This window comes from Flavobacterium sp. (assembly GCF_039595935.1).
GTDB lineage: Bacteria > Bacteroidota > Bacteroidia > Flavobacteriales > Flavobacteriaceae > Flavobacterium.
This window is the reverse complement of the sequence record NZ_JBCNKR010000006.1, coordinates 43,232-67,493: the sequence shown is the minus strand read 5'-3', so window position 1 is coordinate 67,493 and position 24,262 is coordinate 43,232. Positions and strand designations below refer to the sequence as shown.

Sequence of the window (24,262 nt, the reverse complement as noted above, 5' to 3'; positions counted from 1 at the left end):
AAAACTATAACGATTTAGAAATGGAAGAACGCAATAAAACACTGGGAGAGTTTATTATTGAGAACCAAAAAGCATTTCAGTATTCGTCGGGAGAACTCTCGCGAATTATCAACTCTATTCGATTGGCAGCAAAAGTGGTCAATCATAAAGTAAACCAAGCGGGTTTAGTAGATATTGTGGGCGCGGCAGGCGAACAGAATATTCAAGGTGAAGACCAGCAAAAATTAGATGTCTATGCAAACGAAGTATTTATCCAGACGTTAATAAACCGTGAGATTGTCTGTGGTATTGCTTCTGAAGAAAACGACGATTTTATTACTGTTCAGGGGAGCGACAACAGTCATAATAATAAGTACGTGATCTTAATGGATCCGCTTGACGGATCTTCAAACATTGATGTAAATGTTTCTGTGGGAACTATCTTTTCTGTTTTTAGAAGAGTTACTCCAATAGGAACTCCGGTAACTAGCGAGGATTTTTTACAGCCGGGAATCAATCAAGTTGCAGCAGGCTATGTAATTTATGGAACTTCAACCATGCTTGTGTATACGACAGGACATGGCGTAAATGGTTTTACGTTAAATCCAGCGATAGGTACATTTTATCTTTCGCATCCAAACATGAAATTTCCAGAAAATGGGAACATTTATTCGGTAAACGAAGGAAACTATGTCCATTTTCCGCAGGGAGTAAAAAATTACATTAAATACTGCCAGCGAGAAGAAGGAGACAGACCATACACTTCGAGATACATTGGAAGTTTGGTAGCCGATTTTCATCGAAATATGATTAAAGGTGGAATTTATATTTATCCGACAAGTTCAAAAGCACCAAAAGGGAAATTACGTTTATTGTACGAATGTAACCCGATGGCTTTTTTAGCAGAACAAGCAGGAGGAAAAGCAACAGATGGTTTTGGAAGAATTATGGAAATCCAGCCAACTGAATTGCACCAAAGAGTGCCTTTCTTTTGCGGAAGCTATAAGATGGTAGAAAAAGCCGAGGAATTTATGGCGGCTGAGTGAGTGATCAGTTTTTAGTGTTCAGTCACAGTCGCAGTTTTCAGCCTGGACTTAAAAAAATAAACCCGACAGGTTTTTAAAACCTGTCGGGTTTATAATTTGATATAGTATTTAAAAATTACAGCACAATCTGAAAACTGCGACTGAAAACTAAAAAACTATTTATTCATATTTTCCATTTCAAAAAGAAAAGTATCCAAATCAACTTTTTTGTCAATTAGAGACAATGCTTTTGAAACAATATAATTAACGTTTCCAGGAGTAAAACCTAATGCTAATCCCATACGGGTAAGCATAACTTCCTGTTGGTCTCCTAAATGGTGGTCAACGTGTACCATTCTTGCCAAATCATACAAACGTTCTAAACGCTGTGTGTATAAATAAGGTGGGTTTATTGGATGTTTCCACGGATCTTTAAGGATTTCTGTATATTCTTCTTCTGAAATTTCTAATCTTGAAGCTAATTTGTCCAAAAACTCTTTTTCTTCTGGACTTACTTTACCGTCAGCAAACGCTACACGCACAATTGCAGAGAAATGACCTCTGTTTCTTTGTTTGAATTCGTTATCAAATAATTCTGAAAATGGCATAATTAAAATGGGTTTTTATTGAACAAAGATAAATCTTATTTTAATTTAACAATTTTAAATTTCTCATAAATTTAACTTATTTTTACTTGTTGTTTTAAGAATCCGCATCTTAAAATCTTCAAAATAAATCGTAAGTTTACAACCCCTAATCATTTAATAGTATTACCCGTATGTCGCAATTTTGGATTTATTTTCAAATAGGATTAAAGCATGTTTTAGATATCAACGCTTACGATCACGTTCTTTTTTTAATCGCATTAACTGTTCCGTATACTTTTAAAGACTGGAAACGTATTTTGCTTTTGGTTTCGGTTTTTACAATCGGTCACACATTAGCCTTAATACTTTCAGTTTTCGGAATAATTGCCATAAAAGTAAATATAGTAGAGTTTTTAATTCCGATTACGATTTTGATAACGGCGCTGTATCATCTTTTTACCGCAGGAAAAGCGGCTAAAAATGACGGAGTAAACGTGGTGTTTTTTGTGACTTTGTTCTTTGGAATTATACACGGACTTGGGTTCTCAAACTATTTTAAAACAATTTTAGGTGGTTCGGCGGCTTCAAAATTATTACCTTTAGGAGAATTTGCTTTAGGAATTGAAGCAGCACAATTAGTAGTTGTTTTTGTGGTTTTGGTAATCTCATATATTGTGCAAACAGTATTTCGTTTTTCAAAACGCGATTGGGCATTGGTAATGTCAGCCTTTATCATTGGAGTTGTAATTCCGATGATTATAGAAAGTCCAATTTGGAACAGATAAAAAACAAATGGAAGTAAAAAAATTAAATAAATACGATAAAGCTTATTTGCGAATTGCCAAAGAATGGAGTCTTTTATCATACTGCAAGCGTAAACAAGTAGGAGCTATTATCGTAAAAGACAGAATGATCATTTCTGATGGTTACAACGGAACACCATCCGGATTTGAAAATTGCTGTGAAGACGAAGAAGGATTAACGCGCTGGGATGTTTTGCATGCCGAAGCAAATGCAATCCTGAAAGTAGCAAGATCTACTCAGTCTTGTGAAGGTGCCACTTTATATATTACACTTTCACCTTGTAAAGAATGCAGCAAATTAATACATCAATCCGGAATAAAAAGAGTGGTGTATCAGGACGGATATCGTGATGATTCCGGACTTCAGTTTTTAATAAAAGCGGGTATCGAAGTAGAACATATTCCTGTTTTAGAAGAGCAATGAAATTTAATCCCAAATATCTGCCAATAATTATCGGAGCGACCCTTGCTCTCGGAATTGTGATAGGAAGTTTGTCAAGCGCTTCCGCAGATGATCAGCTTTTGGCTAAAAATTATTCTAAAACCAAACTGAATAAACTAATTGATTTTATCAATACCGAATATGTTGACAGTGTAAATACCGATTCGATCGTAAATCTTACAGTCGATAATATTCTTTCTAAATTAGATCCGCATTCAGTTTATATTCCGCCAAGCGAACAAGCCGAAGTTGCTGAAAGCATGAAAGGTGATTTTGTTGGCATCGGAATTAATTTTTATATGTATAAAGATTCTGTGGCGATTATCAAGCCAGTCGAAAACGGACCTTCTGCAAAAGCAGGACTAAAATCAGGCGACCGTATTTTATATGCAGGAAAAACCAAATTGTATGGCAGAAAACTTCCTTCTGACAGTTTGTTTTCAAAATTAAAAGGAATCAAAGGTTCTGAAATCGAATTGACTGTTTTTAGACGATCAGAACAAAAGAAATTGAAATTTAAAATTAAACGAGATGTAATTCCAATAAAAAGTGTCGATGCTTCTTTATTAATTGGAAATAATACCGGTTACATAAAAATCAATCGTTTTGCCGAAACGACTTTTAATGAATTCAAAACCGGATTAACGCGTTTAAAACAAAAAGGAATTCAGTCGCTTGTAATTGATCTTCGCGATAATGGCGGAGGTTATATGGAAGAAGCGATTGCCATTGCTGATGAATTTTTAAAAGACAAACAACTGATTGTTTTTACCAAAAATAAAAACGGAACAACCGAGAAAACTTACGCTACAAAAGCCGGAAGTTTTGAAACCGGAAAAGTATATGTTTTAATAAACGAAAACAGTGCTTCTGCAAGTGAAATTCTGGCCGGAGCTATTCAGGACAATGATCGAGGGACTATTGTAGGGCGTCGTTCTTTCGGAAAAGGTTTAGTACAGCGTGAAATGGATTTTAACGACGGATCTGCCGTTCGTTTGACCGTTGCGAGATATTACACGCCAACCGGAAGATCGATTCAAAAACCGTATAAAAAAGGAAACGAAGAATATTTTAAAGAATCTGAATCGAGAATCGCAAATGGAGAATTATATGCAAAAGACAGCATAAAAGTGGCTGATTCTTTAAAATTTAAAACGCCAAAAGGTAAAATCGTTTACGGTGGCGGCGGAATCGTTCCGGATGTTTTTGTTCCGATGGAAGCAGAGCACGGAAATGAAAATGTAGCTTATTTGCTTCAAACCGGAATCGTTGGTCATTTTGTTTTTGAAGAATTAGATAAAAACCGTAATGCATTTGCAGGACTTCATTTTAATGAATTTTTAGAAAAAATGAAAAGTTCTGATGCTTACTTTAAAAAGTTTAAAAACTATATTTTAATGACTGGTTTAGATCTTAAATTAGATAAAACCAAAGCATTGGTAAACCGATATATTACTGCAGAATTTGCCCGCCAATTATATGGAGAAATGTATTATTATGACGTTATTTTAAAAGATGATGCCATGATTAAAACTATTTTAACTCCGAAGAAATAATCTTAAAATTTTAAGTTGATGGAAAAAGATTTAATTGTAAATGCCGAGATTGAACTTTTAACCGCAATTAAAAACGCTGATGTTGACCTTTTGGAACAAATGCTTCATGATGATTTGCTTTTTAACATGCCAGACGGACAAACCATTACAAAGGAGTTTGATCTAAACGTTTATCGTTCCGGAATAATGAAAATTGATTCTCTTGAAGCTTCTGATCAAAATATTAATATAATTGATGATTCGGCTGTAGTTGCTGTTACCGTTTCATTAAAAGGAACTTACGACAATAATCCTGTCAATGGCGTTTTTAAATACATCAGAGTCTGGAAAAAATTAAATGATAATTTAAAAGTTATTGCCGGAAGCTGCATTCAGCTGGCATAAATTTTGTTTGAAAATTTAATAGTAACATAAAACAAAACTTAGCGAACTCTGCGTAATTCTTAGCGTACTTTGCGGTTAAATATTCAAAATATGAAAAATCTAAAAAAAATAAGTTTAGTTGTAGTTTTAATGACTTTTATAATTTCTTGTAAAACTATGAAAGAAAACAATATTAGAACAGTTTCTGGAAAAGTAGAATCGGTCGAATCAGGAAAAGATGGTTACACAGCAAAAATTAATACTGATGAAAAAGGAGTATATTTTGCAACAATTAGTATTGTAAACGTTGGCGGACCTCAAAACTACAAACAAGTAAAAATTGGAGATGTGGTTTCAGTAAAAGGAGAATTCTGGAAAACCGAAGAAGAAAATCATATCAAAGTAATACAGATTCTTTCGGTGAAATAAACATCACACAAAAATAAAATAAACCATATAAGTTATATAAGTTCATTTAATTCTATACGAAAAGTATAATATGAACTTATAACTTATATGGTTTAAATGTTTTATAATTTATCGAATGCTGTCGTGCGAGTGAGTCTGTGTTCCGTTATTCCATAAAGTAAGAATATCTGTGGCAACAGCGGCACCGCTTCCTGCAGCAATCGCAAGCTGACTTCTCCAGCCGGCTAAAGTTCCAATAACGTAAATACCGTCAGTAACTTTATGATCTTCATTTTTTAGCTGAATACGCTGTTTCTCCGGAAGTGCTTTTTTATGCGGTTCAATATATTGCATCAAACCTTCGATGTCAAAAGTATTAGCAGAGCCAATCCCGATGACAATGTTTTTAGTTTGGTATGAGTTTTTGTTTGTAATAACAGTAAACGAAGGAAAAGAACCTTCAACTTTTATTACTTTTTCATTTGTAATCTGCTCAATATGAGGATAAGATGTTGCTAAATCCTGAGTGCTTTCTGTAAGTAATTCAGAACCAAGCTTACCTGGGGTAATGCCATAAGCATTGTAGAAAATTGCTTCTTGTAAAGAAGAGTTTTTCTGATGTGTAAAAATTCCGATTTTTTTGTCGGTAACAAAAGCTTTCTTTTTAGCAGATCCTAAGACCAGGGCACAAGAAATGCCCGATACGCCTCCGCCGATAATTAAAACGTCAAACATAAATTATCTGCCGTTTGTTTTTTCTTCAATTCTTTTTGAAATTCTAAAAATCAAAAGAATCAATACGGCGCAAAACGAAGCTGCGATTCCAATAAAAGCTACCATACTATCACCTTGAAAAGGATGTGAAAAGTCTAATAGCGTAATATTAAAAACAATTAAAGCTAATGCTAAAAGCACTAAGATTGAAGTGAAGATTTTCATATTGGTTGTTTGTTTGTATAAAAATATCAAAGTAAAACTTTAATAAAAAATGACTTAAAGTTGTATTTTATAAATTTAATGGGGGTAAAAGTATAAAAATAAATCTTAGACAAACAAACCTTTAACATTAGCGGCGAATAATTTAACAGCAATTGCTAAAAGTATCACTCCAAATGTCTTGCGAACCACGCCAAGTCCGTTTTCTCCTAGTAAATTTTCGATCTTTTTAGAAGATTTTAAAACAACATAAACCAATATAATATTAAGTAAAATTGCGATGATTATATTAATAGTATGAAACTGTGATCTAAGGGAAAGTAAAGTAGTCATAGTTCCCGCTCCGGCAATTAAAGGAAATGCTAAAGGAACAATTGAGGCTGATCCTGGTTCTTCATCACGATAAATACGGATTCCTAAAATCATTTCCAAAGCTAAAAAGAACAATACAAAAGATCCGGCAACGGCAAACGAATGAACATCAATACCGATAAGATTCAATAATCCTTCTCCAACAAAAAGAAAAACAATCATAATAGCTCCAGCAACAATCGAAGCTTTTTCAGAATCAATATGTCCCACTTTTGCTCTTAGGTTTACGATAATAGGAATCGAACCTACAATATCGATTACGGCAAAAAGTACCATACTTACTGTAATGATTTCTTTAAAGTCTATTTCTAACATATCGCTTTGATTTTAAGGATTTAAAAAACTGCTGCAAAAGTAATTAATAAAGTTAGGTGTTTTTTCTGTATAATTCATTTTTGTTATAAAAACATGGTTTAATGGTTAAAAAAGTGATATTTATAACAATTGGTGGTTTAAAATGCTAATTCAAAGGCCACTCAAATGATTTTTTTTGGATCGTATAAAAATTTTTCACGCAGATTTGGCAGATTTGAGCAGATTTGAGCAGATTTTTAATTTTTTGATAATTGTTAAAGGTTTATTTTGCCTTAAATAAAACTTTTTATTATCTGCTAAAATCTGCCAAATCTGCGTGAAAAAAGAATAAAAATATATCTATTTTCTTTGACTATCTTTGCACTTTATAAATAAGAGTATTTTAAAATCATGTTTCAGTTAGGAAAAACTATTGTTTCAGAAGACATTCTGGAAAAAGAATTTGTGTGCAACTTGTCTGCTTGTAAAGGGGCTTGTTGTGTTGATGGAGATGCGGGTGCGCCTTTGAATGAGGCTGAAACTAAAATCTTAGAAGAAATTTATCCAAAAGTAAAACCTTTTTTAAGAAAAGAAGGAATTGCTGCAATCGAAGCTCAGGGAACCTGGGTAAAAGGAACCGACGGCGATCTTGAAACGCCGCTGATCGATAATAAAGATTGTGCTTACGTTATTTTTGATGGAAAAACCGCGCTTTGTGGAATCGAGCAAGCTTACAATGAAGGAATCGTAGATTGGAAAAAACCAGTTTCTTGTCATTTATATCCAATTCGTGTAAAAGACTTCACAGAATTTGCTGCCGTAAATTACGATAAGTGGGACATTTGTGATGATGCTTGTTCTTTAGGAAAAGAATTAGAGGTTCCGGTATACAAATTTGTGAAAGAAGCTTTGATTCGTCGTTTTGGAGAAGACTGGTATCTTGAACTTGAAAAGGTAGCAGAAGAACTTAAAAATTCTTAAAAACTAAAGTGTAAAAAATACCTTTTTTAAACGGTGTGTTTTAACTCAGAAAAACAAAGTTTTGACTCAAAAAAAACTTTTTAAAACAAATTAAAAATTCTTGCTTTTTATATTAAAAAGTCTATATTTTACGGGGCTTCAAGGTGTAATTGTTTGGTTTAATTCTTTCATTTTCAGTAATTTAATTATTGTATGAAAAATTTTTCAATTTTAGCCTGTTGTTAAAAACTACGGCAAATTGTGAATAAGTTTGACTTTCATTTTTGGCACTAAATGACAATCTTTGTAGTCTACTGAATTAGTAAAAATTTAGTACAAAAAATTAACAAAATTTGTCATGTCGCAAGTAGAACCAATCTTACAAGAAAATAAAAATCGTTTCGTAATTTTTCCTATCAAACATCATGATATTTGGGAATGGTATAAAAAAATGGAAGCTAGTTTCTGGACTGCTGAAGAAATTGATTTGCACCAGGATTTGACAGATTGGAACAACAAGCTTAATGATGACGAAAGATATTTCATTAAACATATTTTAGCATTCTTTGCTGCTTCTGACGGAATCGTAAACGAAAATCTTGCTGAGAACTTTGTAAACGAAGTTCAATATGCTGAAGCGAAGTTTTTCTATGGTTTCCAAATTATGATGGAAAACATTCACAGTGAAACTTATTCTTTATTGATTGATACTTATGTGAAAGACGAAGCTGAGAAAACGGAATTGTTTAATGCTTTGGAAGTTTTTCCTGCGATTGCTAAAAAAGGAGAATGGGCTTTAAAATGGATCGAGTCTGATTCGTTTGCTGAAAGACTTATTGCTTTTGCTGCCGTTGAAGGAATCTTTTTTTCAGGTGCTTTCTGTTCAATTTATTGGTTGAAAAAACGTGGATTAATGCCAGGTTTAACTTTTTCTAATGAGTTGATTTCCCGCGACGAAGGCGTGCATTGTGATTTTGCAGTTCACTTGCATAATCACCATTTGGTAAACAAAGTACCAAAAGACAGAATTAAAGAAATTATTGTTGATGCATTAGATATCGAAAGACAGTTTGTAACCGAATCTCTTCCGGTAAGTTTAATTGGTATGAACGCAGCGTTAATGACGCAGTATTTAGAGTTTGTTGCCGATAGACTTTTGGTTGAATTAGGCTGCGAGCGTGTATACGGATCAGCAAATCCATTCGATTTCATGGACATGATTTCTCTTCAGGGAAAAACTAATTTCTTTGAAAAACGTGTTGCCGAGTATCAAAAATCAGGTGTTATGAACACAGACAGCGATGCTCAAAAAATTTCATTTGACGCAGATTTTTAGAACAACAGCATTTTTTTAATTCGGGATAATTTTATCTAAAGCCCGAATTAATTTTACAGAACATTTTAGGTTAAATCTCTTATCACCCAAATCGGAGATTTAATAGCAATTTTAACAGCTTTTCGGTTTGATATTCAAATTGGGAAAGGACAACTATTGAGAATTCTGTAATTCTCAAAAAATAATTTTAAAACACGCAATGTTTAAGTACTGGAATTCGTTTTCTAGTTACTTTCATTTATTCAATAACTAAAAAAATAAGCTTATGTATGTAGTAAAAAGAGATGGACACAGAGAGCCTGTAATGTTTGATAAGATTACAGAGAGAATCAAAAAATTGTGTTACGGCTTGAATGAGCTTGTAGATCCGGTTAAGGTAGCGATGAGAGTTATCGAGGGATTGTATGATGGAGTTTCTACTTCTGAATTAGATAATCTGGCAGCAGAGACTGCGGCATCTATGACAATTGCACATCCAGATTATGCACAATTAGCAGCTCGTGTGGCAATTTCTAATTTACATTCTAATACAAAAAAATCTTTCTCAGAAACGATGAAAGACATGTATCACTACGTAAATCCAAGAAATGGTCAGGACGCACCATTAATTGCTGATGACGTTTACAAAGTGATTCAGGAAAATGCTGCTTTTTTAGATTCGCATATCATTTATACAAGAGATTTTAATTACGATTATTTTGGTTTTAAAACCTTAGAGCGTTCTTATCTTCTTAAAATAAACGGAAAAATTGTAGAGCGTCCGCAGCACATGTTAATGCGTGTTTCTGTTGGTATTCACTTAGATGATTTAAAATCAGTAATTGAAACGTACGATTTAATGTCTAAAAAGTTCTTTACGCACGCAACACCAACGTTGTTTAATGCAGGAACTCCAAAACCTCAAATGTCTTCTTGTTTCCTTTTGGCAATGCAGGACGATAGTATTGACGGTATTTACGATACATTAAAACAAACAGCAAAAATCTCGCAATCAGCAGGAGGGATCGGACTTTCTATTCATAACGTACGTGCTACAGGATCTTATATTCGTGGTACAAACGGAACTTCAAACGGAATTGTTCCGATGTTGAGAGTGTTCAATGATACTGCTCGTTACGTAGATCAAGGTGGTGGAAAACGTAAAGGAAGCTTTGCTATCTATATTGAAACTTGGCATGCCGATATATTCGAATTCCTGGACTTAAAGAAAAATACAGGAAAAGAAGAAATGCGTGCGAGAGATTTATTCTTCGCAATGTGGACTTCAGATTTGTTCATGAAACGTGTTCAGGAAGATTCAACTTGGACTTTAATGTGTCCAAATGAATGTCCGGGATTATATGATGTTTACGGAGAAGAATTCGAAGCATTATATACGGATTATGAATTTAGAGGAAAAGGAAGAAAAACAATCCGCGCTCGTGAATTATGGGAGAAAATCCTAGAATCGCAAATCGAGACTGGAACGCCATATATGTTGTATAAAGATGCAGCAAACCGTAAATCGAACCACAAGAATTTAGGAACTATTCGTTCTTCAAACTTGTGTACAGAGATTATGGAGTTTACTTCTAAAGATGAAATTGCAGTTTGTAACCTGGCTTCTATTTCGTTGCCAATGTTCATCGAAAACGGAAAATTTGATCACGAAGCGCTTTACAACGTTACAAAACGTGTAACTCGTAACTTAAACAAAGTAATCGACAGAAATTACTATCCAGTAAAAGAAGCAGAAAACTCTAATATGCGTCACCGTCCGGTAGGTTTAGGTGTTCAAGGTTTAGCAGATGCATTCATTATGTTACGTATGCCGTTTACAAGTGACGAAGCTAAAAAATTAAACCAGGAGATTTTCGAAACTTTATACTTCGCTGCTGTAACCGCTTCTATGGAAATGGCAAAAGAAGAAGGGCCATATTCAACTTTCGAAGGTTCTCCAATGTCACAAGGAGAATTTCAACACAATATGTGGGGAATGAAAGATGAAGAATTATCTGGTCGTTGGGACTGGGCTTCATTAAGAAAAGAAGTTATGGAACATGGAGTTCGTAACTCATTATTAGTTGCGCCAATGCCAACAGCTTCAACTTCTCAAATCTTAGGAAACAACGAAGCTTTCGAACCATATACATCAAACATTTACACACGTCGTGTATTGTCTGGAGAGTTCATCGTAGTAAACAAACATTTACTAGAAGACTTAGTAAAATTAGGTTTATGGAACGAGTCATTGAAACAAGAAATTATGCGTCATAACGGATCTGTTCAAAATATTGATATTATTCCGCAAGACTTAAAAGATCTTTACAAAACAGTTTGGGAAATGTCGATGAAAGATATTATTGATATGTCTCGTCAAAGAGGATATTTCATTGACCAGTCTCAATCGTTAAACTTGTTCATGCAAGATGCAAACTATTCAAAACTAACGTCAATGCACTTCTACGCTTGGCAATCTGGTTTAAAAACCGGTATGTACTACCTAAGAACAAAAGCGGCTGTAGATGCGATTAAATTCACATTAAATAACGATAAAAAAGAAGAAACAGCTCCATCTTTAGTTCAGGAAACTGAAGCAATCAGTGTTGAGGATTATAAAGCTATGCTTTTAAAAGCACAAGCGGCAGATCCTGAGGATTGTGAGATGTGTGGGTCTTAATGATTTTAGATTGTAGATTTTAGATTTTAGATTATAGATTTTTAAAATATGAAAAGCAGTTATTGTAATGATAGCTGCTTTTTTTGTTTTATATTTGATTTTTTTAATAGTAAAAATAGTACAAATAAAATGAAATTAGAAATTGAAAATTATAATCGAATTGCAAAACAATTAAAAGAAGAATATTCAAAACTATCAGATTTTGAAATTTTATCATTAGCGATTCAAATACAAAGAAATCAAATTTTAGAAAATGGATTGGCAGTTAGTTCATCAGATAAACATCCGAGCGCGCTAGAGGCTATAGCTATTGCATTGGGTTATGAAGGAAGCAATTCAATAACTATTACTGATGTGTTACGAGATATTGCAAATAGATAGGAAGTTTAATTGTTTTAAATGTTTTTAGGATTAACAAGTTGTACTTTGGTACAACTTTTATACATTTGTATTTTATGAGTAATAATCAAAAGATTAGAACTGTTATTTTTTTTAAAAATTATTTTAATGAGTTTTTTGTTAAGCAAAAAGAAAAAGTTCAACAAAAAATTGTTTGGACGATTGATTTAATTGAAGATCTCGATAGGATTCCTGAAACGTATTTGAAATATATTGAAAACACAGATGGACTTTATGAAATTAGAATACAACAAGGAAATGACATTTTTAGAATTTTTTGTTTTTTTGATGAGGGAAAATTAGTTGTATTGGCTAATGGATTTCAAAAGAAAACTCAAAAAACACCAAAGAAAGAAATTAAAAAAGCTTTAAAAATTAAAAAGGAGTATGAAAATGAAAGATAAGAATCTAACAACTTTAGAAGAGTTTAAAGAGCAACATTATGGGAAAATCGGAACACCAAAACGTGATGAACTAGAAGCGGGTTATGAAAATTTTAAAATTGGAGTGTTACTTCAAGAGGCTAGGCTTCAAAAAGGAATGACTCAGGAAGAACTTGCAGTAAAAGTGGGAACGACAAAATCATATATTTCTAAGATTGAGAATAACGTAAAAGAAGTCAAATTTTCGACACTTCAAAAAATTGTAGAGCTTGGATTGGGAGGACACTTAGAACTTTCAATTAAATTATAATTAAAATAATGCATTTATTAGAAAGAGCATTTCATAATAAAAAAGAGTTTTACAATCTCGCTTTGGAATATTTTCATAATATAAATTCAGAGGAGTATCAAGATATTGAATTTGATAATATTGTTTCAAAATCAATTTCAATTTTAATTGATCATAACTTTATTACGACTCCTTGTATTGAAATCAAATTAGAACTTTCCAAAGATGAAAAAAAGACTGGGAACTATTTTCTTTATGTTAATGAAAACAAAGAATTCATAGATGAATTTTTAATAGTATAACCCGTGGTTTCAACCACAGGAACACAATGGATTTCCACAACCCGTTTCCCGTGGTTGAAACCACGGGCTATATTTGATCATGATGGTTCAATGTTGTTAAAACAATATCCCCAAAATTTCTCCGTTCTAATATTACCAAAGACTTTTAAAACTTAGCATCTTAGTAACTAAGTAACTCAGAATCTTCTCTTTTTAAACCTTTTAAAAAGAATCGAGTCTTATTGTAATAATTTCTGAACGATGAAAAAAAGCAGTCTTTGGTCCTTACGTTTAGGTTTTTCAGGAAAACAAGCTTCAAAAATTGAAAAACTCGGCTTAGAAAAATTTCTAAAGCAATCTTATAATTCAAAATTCGATAAAGTACTTCCAGACTTTCTGCAAGATCAGCCTAAAACTACATTAGAGTTGAAACAAGTTCGGGAAATAATCAAAACTTCAGAACCCGAAACCAAAAAGGAAATTCAGAAAAAAGAAAATCAAGCGACTGCCGAATTCAAAAAATGGTGGATTGCAAAAATGCGAAACGATGAATTTCCATTGCGTGAAAGCATGGTTTGTTTTTGGCACAATCATTTTGTTTCCACTTCTCAAAAAGTAAAAATCAATTACTGGATTTATCAGCACAATATGATTTTACGCGAAAATGCTTTTGGTAATTTTAAAGAATTAACTAAACAGATTCTGAAATCAAATGCAATGGTTCGGTATTTAGACAATGGCGATAACAAAAAAGGGAAAGTCAACGAAAACTTAAGTCGCGAATTACTCGAACTATTCACTATCGGAATCGGAAATTATACCGAAGACGATATTAAAAACGGTGCAAAAGCTTTAGCTGGTTTAAATATTGGTGATGATGGAGCGGTTTACAGAAAAAATATCGAAGACAACAGCAATAAAACTTATTTCGGAAAAACCGGAAACTGGAAAGCAGATGATTTGGTTGATATTATTTTCGAGCAAAAAAACATTCCGTATCTCATTACAAGAAAAATTCTGAAATGGTTTATTTATGATAATCCTCCCGAAGATTTAGTAGTTTATTACGGCGATTATTTCCGAAAAGAAAAATTCGAAATTCAGCCTTTACTGACTAAGATTTTTATCGAAGAATTTAAAAAAGAAAATTCTGGAAATAAAATCAAAAATCCGTTGGTTTATATTTTACAGCTTTGCGACGAATTGCAGATGGGGAATGTTAACGATGCTGTAATTATGGCATTTATAAAACAGCAGGGAATGGATTTGTACAATCAGGTGAATGTAAAAGGCTGGGATGGTGGAAATTCTTTGCTGACTTCGCAGATTTATCTTCAAAGAAACAATACAGCCGATTTATTATGCAGTGGAAAAAGTCTCAATCGAAGAGTTTTGAAAACGATGATAAACGGAGTTGAAAAAGAAAAATCAGAATATGAAAAAGTTGCCATAAAAGTCGCTTTTGATTCGGATGGAAATAACAAAACCATCATTTCTGAATTGTCAGACCGATTATTATTTACCGTTAGCGATTCGGCTCAAAAAGATATGGAAAATCTTCTGAAGTATGATTTTGATCCCAAAGACCCGCACGCCGATTTTGCTGTGGTCAGACTTTTTAATTACATCACAAAACTTCCAGAATATCAATTAATCTAAAAGGCAGTAATTATGAACAGAAGAAACTTTCTAACATTGACGGGAACTTTCACAGGTGGATTGCTTGTGCTTCCCGATTTTCTACATGCTTTTGGAACACAACAGAATTTAGTTGTTGGAGAACAATGTGTTGTTTTTTTGCAATTGAATGGAGGAAACGACGGATTGAATACTTTTATTCCATACGATGATCCATTATATTATGATTTGCGAACGAAAATTGCTTTAAATAAAGATGCTGTTATTGGGAAAAATAAAGGAATGGCATTTCATCCTTCGTTGAAAGATTTTGCACAAATGCAGCAAAACGGAGATTTAACGGTAATTCAAAATGTGGGTTATCCTGAACCAATTCGTTCCCATTTTAGAAGTCAGGAAATTTGGCAAACGGCAACTGATTCAAATAAATATATAAATGAAGGCTGGCTCGGAAGATTTCTGGATTTGCAATGCAACGGTCATCAAGCAACGGCAGGAATAAATTTAGATTCGATTGATAATTTAGCTCTAAAAGGCGTTGAACCTAATTTTATAACGGTAAAAGATCCGAATCGATTTAAAGTCAAATCAAAAGAAGAAAATGTGACTTTATCTCAGAATCCGCATTTGGATTTTGTTCGAAAAATTGCCAATTCGGTTGCCGAAGGTTCTGATGAAATTCAGAAAGCTTTGGCAAAATCTAAAACCGAAATCAGTTATCCAAAAACCGAATTATCTAAAAACTTGGAATGGATTGCGAGATTAATAAAAGGAAACTTAAACTCAAAAGTATATTACACATCGCTCGGCGGATTTGATACGCACGATAATCAGCTTTCGATTCATGAACGAAAATTGACTGATTTAAATGACTCTTTATATAGTTTTTATTCTGATTTAAAACAGTCACAATTATTGCAGAATGTCACAATTGTAGTTTTTTCAGAATTTGGACGAAGAGTAAAAGACAACGGCAATGGAACCGATCACGGAACTGCAGCGCCAATGTTTATCATTGGAGGAAATAACAAAGGCACAATTTTAGGTAAAAATCCAAATCTCGCAGACTTAGATAATGGCGATTTAAAATATGAAATAGATTTTAGAAGTGTGTATGCTTCTTTATTAAAAGAGAAAATGAATTTTGATTATGCTAAAATTGGGATTACGAATAGACCTGTTTCTGGATTGTTTTAATAGCCACGACCCGAGCGATAGCGAATAGGCGAAGCAATTCACGAATTTTTATTTTTAAAATCTGTGAAATTTGAATTAAATATTTATAAAGATTTGCAATAATTCGTGAATTGCTTCGCCTATTCGCTATCGCTCGGGTCGTGGCGAAAAAAAACTTAGCATCTCAGCAACTTAGCATCTTAGAATCTCATTTTAATATTCTCATTTTAAGCCGTTTTTTTTATATTATCATACAAAACCTGCTAAATTTGTTAAGAAATCCTTTTTTGTTTCATAAAATGCAATCTTTTTTTTGGTGCACTAAAAATAATTTATACATTCGCAGAGAATTTAAAACAAAACACAAACAAAATGGCAAGTAACCGTTTTTATTTTAGCAACAATTTTTATTTCTTCTTTAGTAGAAGTCAGGATTGTGCTATGGTTATTTGAGATAAAATTTAAGACAAATAAAACTAATATACAATCCTGATGCAAATCAGGATTTTTTTTTGACTATATGACAACGAAAATTGCAATACAAGGTATAAAAGGATCATTTCATCATCAGGTTGTGAAAGAGTATTTCTCTGAAAATGTGGATATTGATGAGTGTTTGTCTTTTGAAGAATTGATCGACAGCCTTATTGCCGGAAAATCTGATCAGGCCGTTATGGCGATCGAAAATTCAATTGCAGGGCCAATTATTCCGAATTATGCTTTGATCGACAAGAATAATTTACATATAATCGGAGAGCATTATTTAAACATTCAGCAAAATTTAATGGCTTTAAAAGGTCAGAAAATTGAAGATATCAAAGAAGTTCATTCGCATCCAATGGCACTTTTGCAGTGTATGGATTTTTTGAAACAATATCCAAATATCAAATTGGTTGAGGATAAAGATACAGCTGAAACAGCAAGAAGAATTCAGGAAAAACAATTAACTGGAATTGCAGCAATTGCAAGTGAAACGGCAGCTGAAATGTATGATCTGGATATTATTGCATCATCGATTCAAACGATCAAAAACAATATGACTCGTTTCGTAATCATCAAAAAGCAAAATTCATTTTTGCCAGAAAGCGAAATCAACAGAGCATCTGTAAAATTTGAATTAGATCATAAAAGAGGAAGCTTAGCAGCGGTTTTAAATGTAATGAGCGACTGTAAACTGAATTTGACAAAAATCCAGTCGCTTCCAAAAATTGAAACGCCTTGGAAATATTCATTTTTTGTAGACGTAACATTCGAGAAATATGAAGATTTTGCAAAAGCCAAAACGTTATTAAACATCATGGCAGAATATTTTAAAGTTTTGGGAGAATATAAAAATACTAGACCTTAATTTAGTTAAGAGTTATTAGTTAAAAGTTAGAAGTTAAAAAAAAAGCCTAAAGCTTACCGCTTAAAGCCTAAAGCAGAAAAAAAAATGATTACAACAGCAAAACGATTAGACACAGTTGAAGAATACTACTTCTCATCAAAATTGAGAGAAGTTCGTCAGTTGATGTCTGAAGGAAAATCGATAATCAACATGGGAATTGGAAGCCCTGATTTGAGTCCGTCAAAAGCAGTAATTGAAGCAGTAGCTGCGGCAATTCAAGACGAAAATGGGCATGGCTATCAAAGCTATCAGGGATTGCCAGAAATGAGACAGGCGATGGCAGATTTTTATCGTGATCAGTTTGGTGTTGAAGTGAATCCGAATAATGAGATTTTACCTCTGATGGGTTCAAAAGAAGGAATTATGCACATTTCGTTAGCATTTTTAAATGAAGGCGATCACGTTTTGATTCCGAATCCAGGTTATCCAACTTATACTTCGGTAACCAATTTGGTTCAGGCAGTTCCGGTTTATTACGATTTGAAAGAAGAAAATGGATGGGAACCTGATTTTGAAGCTTTAGAAAAATTAGATCTTTCGAAAGTAAAAATTATGTGGCTGGGTTATCCGCACATGCCAACAGGAGCGAGAGGAAGTTTAGCGTTATTTGAAAAATTGGTAGCATTTGCTAAAAAACACAACATATTATTGATCAACGACAATCCGTATAGTTTTGTTTTGAATGATAATCCGATGAGTTTATTGCAGGTTGAAGGAGCGAAAGATGTAGCTTTAGAATTGAATTCGTTAAGTAAAACATTCAACATGGCAGGCTGGAGAGTCGGAATGGTTTTAGGAAATCCTGAAATTATCGATGCAGTTCTAAAAGTAAAAAGCAACATGGACAGCGGAATGTATTACGGAATTCAAAAAGGTGCAATCGCGGCGTTAAAATGTGATAAATCATGGTTCGAAGACCAAAACAAAATTTACAGACGTCGTAGAGAATTAACGGAGAAGTTAGCTGAAAAGTTAAACTGTAAAGTATATAAAGAAGGAGTTGGGCTTTTTGTCTGGGCAAAACTTCCAGAAGGAATTGAATCAGCAGAAAAGTTCATTGACGAAATATTATATGAGAAACATATTTTCATTACACCGGGAACCATTTTCGGAAGCAACGGCGAAGGATATATCAGATTCTCACTTTGTGTAAAAGAAGAAAAAGTACAGGAAGCGATAGATCGATTTTAGATTTTAGAATGCAGATTTTAGATTTCAGACTTGCGAACCTTGCGTAAATCCTTTACTCCCGATAGCTATCGGGATTGCGGTTAAATAAGGTTGGAATTTGGAATTTTAAAATTGGAAATTAAAGAGAAAGTATGAAAGTATACGTAATAGGAATAGGGTTAATAGGTGGTTCAATGGTGTTAGACATCAAAGGACGTTATCCTGATGCGACTATTTTAGGAATCGATAGTAACGAACAGCATTTGCAGCAGGCAATTGATTTGGGAGTTATCGACGAAGCAGGAAGCTTCGAAGATTTACAAAAAGCCGATTTTGTAATTGTTTCGGTTCCGGTAGATGTAGCGTTGACGGTTTTGCCTAAAGTTTTGGATGAGGTAGGAGATAAAACGATTGTTTTTGAAGTAGGTTCGACGAAAAAGCCAATTTGCGAAGCTGTAGCCAATCACCCGAAAAGAAGAAATTTTATTGCCACGCACCCAATTGCGGGAACAGAATTTTCTGGACCATCGGCAGCTATAAGAGGTTTGTTTCAAGGAAAAACAAACATTATATGTGAAGTCGAAAAGACTGCTTTTAAATTACAGGAAAAAGCACTGAATCTTTTTACTTCAATCGGAATGAGGATTCGATATATGGATCCGACTTCGCACGACAAACACATTGCTTATGTTTCGCATTTATCGCACATTAGTTCGTTTATGCTCGGAAAAACGGTAATGAACAAAGAAAAAGACGAGCAGGATATTTTTGACATGGCGGGAAGTGGATTTGAAAGTACCGTTCGTTTGGCAAAAAGTTCGCCGGCAATGTGGACACCGATTTTTAAGCAGAATAAAGAACACGTTCTGGAAACATTAGAAGAATATATTTCAAATCTCAGTCGGTTTAGAGATTTGTTAAAAGAAGAAGATTACAATGCCATTTTTGAAGAAATGGAAAGCACAAATAAAATAAAAGAAATACTAAACGGATTAACAACAACTAAAAAATAAATTAAAATTAAAATGGAAAATAAGAAAGAAATGAGAAAGTGGTTAGAAGATTTCAATTTAAATCACCCACTTGTGATAGCTGGACCTTGTAGTGCAGAAACTGAAGATCAAGTATTGAAAATTGCTCACGAATTAAAAGATTCAAAAGTAAGTGTTTTCAGAGCGGGAATCTGGAAACCAAGAACGCGTCCAGGAGGATTTGAAGGTGTTGGAGAAATTGGATTAAAATGGTTACAAAAAGCAAAAGCTGAAACAGGTTTATTAATGGGAACTGAAGTTGCGACTGCGGCTCACTGTAAATTAGCTTTAGAACATGATATCGACGTTTTATGGGTTGGTGCTCGTACAACTGCAAACCCATTTGCAGTTCAGGAAATTGCTGATACTTTAAAAGGAACTGATAAAATCGTTTTGGTTAAAAACCCTGTAAACCCAGATTTAGCTTTATGGTTAGGTGGTGTTGAGCGTTTACACATGGCTGGAATCGAGAAATTAGGAGTTATCCACAGAGGTTTCTCTACTTACGAAAAAACAAAATACAGAAACATTCCAGAATGGCAGATTGCTATCGAATTGCAAAATAAATTCCCTGATTTACCATTAATTATCGATCCATCTCACATTACAGGAAACCGTAATATGATTTTTGAAGTAACTCAAGAGGCTTTAGATTTGAACTACGATGGTATGATTATCGAAACGCACTACGATCCAGACAATGCCTGGTCTGATGCTGCTCAGCAAGTAACTCCAGATTCTTTGAAACAAATCATCAAAGATTTGACTATTAGAAAAACGGATGATACTACAGATGAGTACAGCCAAAAAATGACTAAATTAAGAGCTAACATCGATGTTTTGGACGCTAACTTGTTAGAGTTATTAGGAAAACGTATGAAAGTTGCTGACGAAATTGGTCAGGTGAAAAAAGATGCAAACGTTGCAATTCTTCAAAACAACCGTTGGAACGAAATCTTAGGGAAAATGATTTTGGAAGGTGAGAAAAAAGGTCTTACTGAAGAATTCGTTTTAAGAATGTTCAAAGCGATTCACCAAGAAAGTATTGGACACCAAGAGAAAATTTTCAATGCATAATTTTCTTTAAAATATAAGTGATATAAGTTAATTTGAGTTTAGTTAAAAAACTGATATTGAGTTTTATTATATCACACATTTAAAAGTAGATTGTTTTTTTATATTAAATCTCCATTGTCTTCGGGCTTTGGGGATTTTTTTATTAAAAATTAAACTGATTATCAATGTTTTGATTTGAAGTATAGATGAAAAATAAATATGCTCATCTGTAAAATCTAAGAAAAAATTAATCGCCTGCAGATTTCACAGATAAAAAATAATTATCTTCCCAACCTTTTTATCTTTTTTGTTCTCTATAACAATATGAACCTTAATTTTTGTATCATGAAATTAAAATTGTTTTCGTTTGCGCCGGTAATTTTTCAAATGAATTTGAATGTACTGCTTTTCTTCTTCTTGTTTATCGGAATAAAAACTTTAGCACAAAGTCCTGAATTAAACGTGAAAGGAGAAGAAGCTGAAAAAGTGAGAATGAATAAACTTATTGTAAATGTAAAAGTCGTTGGTAATATCGCTTACACAACTGCCGAAATGCATTTTTTTAATTCAGGAAACCGTCAAATGGAGGCAGAACTTATTTTTCCGTTACCGGAAAATGTTTCGGTTTCTAGGTATGCGATTGATATAAATGGGAAGTTAAGAGAAGCAGTTCCTGTAAACAAAAATAAAGGAAAACAAGTTTTTGAGGCAATCGAACATCGTCGTGTTGATCCGGGATTATTAGAAAAAGTAGACGGGAATAATTTCAGAACCAGAATTTATCCATTAATGCCAAATGGCGAAAGAACTGTTGTTATTGGTTATGAAGAAGAACTTTCTGCTTTTGATAAAGATAATCTTGCGTATCAATTGGTGAGTCGTTTTCCGAAAAAAATAGATCAGTTTGAAATTAACGTTTCAGTTTTAGGAACTTCAACAGCACCAACTGTTACTGAAAATTCAGGTAACGAAATTTCATTTTCAAAATGGAATCAGGCTTTTCAGGCATCCATTAAAAAAGAAAATTATCAGCCATCAGAAAAAATAGTGCTTAAAATTCCGATACAGCAAAATATTCCGAGTGTTGTAATGCAGGATGTTGGTGGTCAGCATTATTTTTATGGAAATACTTTTGTTGAAGGAAACAAAACAACTAAAAAAACACCAATATCGATTGGTTTAATTTGGGATAATTCGTTAAGCTGTCAAAACCGTGATTTGAAAAAAGAACTGGCTTTATTGGATGCTTATTTTCAGAAAATAAAAAAAACAAAAGTTACGCTTTACTTTTTGAATTATACTTTCGAGAAACAACAGGAGTATAGTATTTCAAACGGCAATTGGTCAGAATTAAAAGCCGCTTTAGAAAAAGCAAAATATGATGGCGGAACTCGTTTTTCACAATTGAATTTTTCAGGTCAGGATGAATATTTATTTTTTACAGATGGATTATCATCTTTAAGTGAAAACCTTCTGCCAAAAACTAAAAAATCAGTTTATACGATTACCTCTTCGGTTTCTGCAGATTTTGCTTTTCTGAACTATTCATCAATGCAGACTGGTGGTAATTTTATCAATTTGAATCAGCTGAAAATCGAATCGGCTTTGGATAAATTAGTCAATACAAGTTTGAAGTTTTTAGGAATAAAAGAGAATTTAACGGTTACGGATTTGTTTCCGATGGAAGGAACTTCTGTTTCTGGAAATTTTAGTTTTTCAGGAATTTCTTTAAATCCAAAAAATGAAATTACTTTATTGTTTAGCTATAATAATGAAGCTGTTTTAGAAAGAAAAATTACACTTGATGGAACGGTTCAAAATACCAATGATATTAATGTAGAAAAACTTTGGGCACAGAAAAAAATCGCAAATCTAGAATTTGAATACACTAAAAATGCTGATGAAATTGAACTTTTAGGAAAGAAATTCGGAATCGTTACTAAGAACACTTCTTTAATCGTTTTAGAAACCATCCGTGATTATATTTCATACGATATTATTCCGCCGGCAGAATTACGTGAAGAATTTGACAGAATTAAAAAACAAGAACACGATACTTCACTGGCTCAGCAAAGAAGTAATTGGGAAAGTATAGATAGCTATTTTAAAGGATTAGATGTTTGGTGGAAAAAGAATATTAAGTATTCTGGTCCTAAAAAAGTGGCAAAATCTAAAAAAAGCAATATACAAAGATCAAATAATAATGTTGCTGGACCAGTTTTGCAAAGAAGCACAAATGTTGTAGAAGGATTTGTTTCAGGCGTTATATTAGATCAAACAGGTCAACCATTGCCTGGTGCAAATGTTGTTGTAAAAGGAACAACAACTGGGGTCCAGACAGATTTTGATGGTAAATTTACTATACAAGCTCCAGAAAACAGCGAACTTGAAATTAGTTTTATTGGAGCTGAATCTACTCAGGTAAACGTGGGCAGAAATAATATGGTTACAGTAAACTTGAGAGAAAATTCAAATACGTTACAAGAGGTTGTTACTATTGGTTATGGAATCTCTAAAGGAGATGCAGATGCCGTATTAACAGTAGATGAACCTATTGGAGCCGGACCTGTCCAAGAGGTAATTGAAGATATAAAAGATAAAAAAGTAGCGAGTGAAGAAGTAAGAGAAAATAATAATATTCAAAGATCTGTTTCTTTTGTTCCGCAAGAAACAACTGTAGCGGGACTTACTATTTCACAATCGCTTGCCGGTAAAGTAGCTGGAGTCGAAATTAAATCTGCAAATGAAAGAGATTTATCTTTAAATTATTCTGTTACTGATACCTTGAGTTTTGATTCTAAAAATGAAGATAAAAACTGGAATCCAGATAGATTATATTTAAAAGCTTTAGCAAAAGCACCAAAAGAAAAACAATACGATTTGTATTTTGAATTGAGAAAAGTGCAGGAAAGAAATCCGAGTTTTTATTTTGATGTAGCACATTTCTTTTATAATCAGGGTGATGTTAAAAAAGCATTGCTGGTAATCAGTAATATTGCTGATTTAGGTTTAGAAAATCATCAACTTTATAAAACTCTGACTTATACTTTACGCCAATGGAAAGATTATGATGATGCTTTATTCACTGCAAAACAAGTGGCAAAATGGAGAGAGCATGAACCACAGAGTTTAAGAGATTATGCATTGACATTGGAAGATGCCGGAAAATATCAGGAAGCTTTTGATCAATTAATTAAAGCACTTGAAGTAAATTATTATGGAGAAATGGACGGGCAGTATGAAGGTGTTGAGGATATTATTTTAATGGATATTAACCGATTGATGACAGCACATTCAGGTTTAAAAACAGGAAAACTAAATAAAAAATATATGGCAAAAATGCCTGTTGATATTAGAATTATCATGAACTGGAATCAAATGGATGTAGATTTAGATTTACACGTAATTGAACCAACTGGCGAAGAATGTTATTACAGTCATACTTCAACAGCAATTGGAGGCAGGTTTTCAAAAGATTTTACCGAAGGTTACGGACCAGAACAATATATCATCAGAAATGCTGCGAAAGGTAAATACCAAATTAAAAGCAATTATTTTGGAGAAACAGAATTAACTGAAAATGGCCCGGCAACAATTATGGTTGAAATTTATACAACAAAAGCAGGAAAAACATCCAGAACTTTAAAAACAATTCAGTTAGGGAAAATTAAAGAAAATGAGGTTTTAGCCGAAATAATCTGGTAAAATTTACGAATTCAAATTAGAGATTTC

General features: G+C 33.2%; 24 protein-coding genes. 20 read left to right on the top strand and 4 right to left on the bottom strand.

The window, feature by feature from the left end:
• Window positions 1–20: 20 nt before the first annotated feature.
• Window positions 21–1,025: a class 1 fructose-bisphosphatase gene (gene fbp / locus ABDW27_RS10045; RefSeq protein WP_343695774.1), complete on the top strand. Its 1,005-nt coding sequence runs from the start codon at window positions 21–23 to the stop codon at window positions 1,023–1,025.
• A 155-nt stretch (window positions 1,026–1,180) separates the two neighbouring features.
• Here fbp and ABDW27_RS10040 read toward each other — a convergent pair whose 3' ends face one another.
• Window positions 1,181–1,612 carry a TerB family tellurite resistance protein gene (locus ABDW27_RS10040; protein WP_073415860.1) on the bottom strand — a complete coding sequence of 144 codons (432 nt, stop codon included), beginning with the start codon at window positions 1,610–1,612 and terminating at the stop codon, window positions 1,181–1,183.
• Window positions 1,613–1,782: 170 nt separating this feature from the next.
• Between ABDW27_RS10040 and ABDW27_RS10035 the strand changes: the two genes are divergently transcribed.
• From ABDW27_RS10035 to ABDW27_RS10015, 5 genes are all read left to right on the top strand, one after another.
• Window positions 1,783–2,376 carry a HupE/UreJ family protein gene (locus ABDW27_RS10035; protein ID WP_343695773.1) on the top strand — a complete coding sequence of 198 codons (594 nt, stop codon included), beginning with the start codon at window positions 1,783–1,785 and terminating at the stop codon, window positions 2,374–2,376.
• Between the two features lie 7 nt (window positions 2,377–2,383).
• On the top strand, window positions 2,384–2,818 hold the full coding sequence (locus ABDW27_RS10030; protein ID WP_343695772.1) for a dCMP deaminase family protein: 435 nt from the start codon (window positions 2,384–2,386) through the stop codon (window positions 2,816–2,818).
• Entirely contained in the window at window positions 2,815–4,392 is a 1,578-nt protein-coding gene (locus ABDW27_RS10025) for a S41 family peptidase (RefSeq protein ID WP_343695771.1), read from the top strand. Before ABDW27_RS10030 ends, ABDW27_RS10025 begins: the two co-directional genes overlap by 4 nt.
• Before the next feature lie 18 nt (window positions 4,393–4,410).
• A complete protein-coding gene (locus ABDW27_RS10020; RefSeq protein ID WP_343695770.1) occupies window positions 4,411–4,776 on the top strand; it encodes a nuclear transport factor 2 family protein in 366 nt (121 codons plus the stop codon).
• Between the two features lie 90 nt (window positions 4,777–4,866).
• The gene (locus ABDW27_RS10015) at window positions 4,867–5,184 is read left to right on the top strand and encodes a hypothetical protein (RefSeq protein ID WP_343695769.1); all 318 of its coding nucleotides are present in this window, start codon (window positions 4,867–4,869) and stop codon (window positions 5,182–5,184) included.
• 108 nt (window positions 5,185–5,292) lie between these two features.
• Here ABDW27_RS10015 and ABDW27_RS10010 read toward each other — a convergent pair whose 3' ends face one another.
• From ABDW27_RS10010 to ABDW27_RS10000, 3 genes are all read right to left on the bottom strand, one after another.
• Complete coding sequence (locus tag ABDW27_RS10010; RefSeq protein WP_343695768.1) at window positions 5,293–5,898, bottom strand: FAD-dependent oxidoreductase; 606 nt, start codon at window positions 5,896–5,898, stop codon at window positions 5,293–5,295.
• Window positions 5,899–5,901: 3 nt separating this feature from the next.
• Window positions 5,902–6,102, bottom strand: a complete 201-nt coding sequence (locus ABDW27_RS10005; protein WP_343695767.1) for a hypothetical protein — start codon at window positions 6,100–6,102, stop codon at window positions 5,902–5,904.
• Between the two features lie 105 nt (window positions 6,103–6,207).
• Complete coding sequence (locus ABDW27_RS10000) at window positions 6,208–6,786, bottom strand: MarC family protein (RefSeq protein ID WP_073415877.1); 579 nt, start codon at window positions 6,784–6,786, stop codon at window positions 6,208–6,210.
• A 390-nt stretch (window positions 6,787–7,176) separates the two neighbouring features.
• Here ABDW27_RS10000 and ABDW27_RS09995 point away from each other — a divergent pair, with 390 nt between their 5' ends.
• From ABDW27_RS09995 to ABDW27_RS09930, 14 genes are all read left to right on the top strand, one after another.
• Window positions 7,177–7,746, top strand: a complete 570-nt coding sequence (locus ABDW27_RS09995; RefSeq protein WP_260671614.1) for a DUF3109 family protein — start codon at window positions 7,177–7,179, stop codon at window positions 7,744–7,746.
• Window positions 7,747–8,083: 337 nt separating this feature from the next.
• Entirely contained in the window at window positions 8,084–9,061 is a 978-nt protein-coding gene (locus ABDW27_RS09990; RefSeq protein WP_057122279.1) for a ribonucleotide-diphosphate reductase subunit beta, read from the top strand.
• A 265-nt stretch (window positions 9,062–9,326) separates the two neighbouring features.
• A complete protein-coding gene (locus ABDW27_RS09985; protein ID WP_343695766.1) occupies window positions 9,327–11,720 on the top strand; it encodes a ribonucleoside-diphosphate reductase subunit alpha in 2,394 nt (797 codons plus the stop codon).
• Between the two features lie 129 nt (window positions 11,721–11,849).
• A complete protein-coding gene (locus ABDW27_RS09980) occupies window positions 11,850–12,101 on the top strand; it encodes a histidine kinase (RefSeq protein ID WP_343695765.1) in 252 nt (83 codons plus the stop codon).
• A 74-nt stretch (window positions 12,102–12,175) separates the two neighbouring features.
• On the top strand, window positions 12,176–12,523 hold the full coding sequence (locus tag ABDW27_RS09975) for a type II toxin-antitoxin system RelE/ParE family toxin (RefSeq protein WP_343695764.1): 348 nt from the start codon (window positions 12,176–12,178) through the stop codon (window positions 12,521–12,523).
• Window positions 12,513–12,812 carry a helix-turn-helix transcriptional regulator gene (locus ABDW27_RS09970; RefSeq protein ID WP_343695763.1) on the top strand — a complete coding sequence of 100 codons (300 nt, stop codon included), beginning with the start codon at window positions 12,513–12,515 and terminating at the stop codon, window positions 12,810–12,812. The genes ABDW27_RS09975 and ABDW27_RS09970 overlap by 11 nt, the downstream gene beginning before the upstream one ends.
• 8 nt (window positions 12,813–12,820) lie before the next feature.
• Window positions 12,821–13,093: a hypothetical protein gene (locus ABDW27_RS09965; protein WP_343695762.1), complete on the top strand. Its 273-nt coding sequence runs from the start codon at window positions 12,821–12,823 to the stop codon at window positions 13,091–13,093.
• Window positions 13,094–13,333: 240 nt separating this feature from the next.
• On the top strand, window positions 13,334–14,731 hold the full coding sequence (locus ABDW27_RS09960; protein WP_343695761.1) for a DUF1800 domain-containing protein: 1,398 nt from the start codon (window positions 13,334–13,336) through the stop codon (window positions 14,729–14,731).
• Window positions 14,732–14,743: 12 nt separating this feature from the next.
• The gene (locus tag ABDW27_RS09955) at window positions 14,744–15,907 is read left to right on the top strand and encodes a DUF1501 domain-containing protein (RefSeq protein WP_343695760.1); all 1,164 of its coding nucleotides are present in this window, start codon (window positions 14,744–14,746) and stop codon (window positions 15,905–15,907) included.
• A 499-nt stretch (window positions 15,908–16,406) separates the two neighbouring features.
• A complete protein-coding gene (locus tag ABDW27_RS09950) occupies window positions 16,407–17,234 on the top strand; it encodes a prephenate dehydratase (RefSeq protein WP_008465027.1) in 828 nt (275 codons plus the stop codon).
• Window positions 17,235–17,318: 84 nt separating this feature from the next.
• On the top strand, window positions 17,319–18,464 hold the full coding sequence (locus tag ABDW27_RS09945) for an aminotransferase class I/II-fold pyridoxal phosphate-dependent enzyme (RefSeq protein ID WP_111376515.1): 1,146 nt from the start codon (window positions 17,319–17,321) through the stop codon (window positions 18,462–18,464).
• A 131-nt stretch (window positions 18,465–18,595) separates the two neighbouring features.
• On the top strand, window positions 18,596–19,456 hold the full coding sequence (locus ABDW27_RS09940; protein WP_343695759.1) for a prephenate dehydrogenase: 861 nt from the start codon (window positions 18,596–18,598) through the stop codon (window positions 19,454–19,456).
• A gap of 12 nt (window positions 19,457–19,468) precedes the next feature.
• Window positions 19,469–20,551 (top strand): bifunctional 3-deoxy-7-phosphoheptulonate synthase/chorismate mutase type II, encoded by a 1,083-nt coding sequence (locus tag ABDW27_RS09935; RefSeq protein WP_343695758.1) that lies wholly within the window; start codon window positions 19,469–19,471, stop codon window positions 20,549–20,551.
• A 324-nt stretch (window positions 20,552–20,875) separates the two neighbouring features.
• Complete coding sequence (locus ABDW27_RS09930) at window positions 20,876–24,235, top strand: VIT domain-containing protein (protein ID WP_343695757.1); 3,360 nt, start codon at window positions 20,876–20,878, stop codon at window positions 24,233–24,235.
• Window positions 24,236–24,262: the final 27 nt, after the last annotated feature.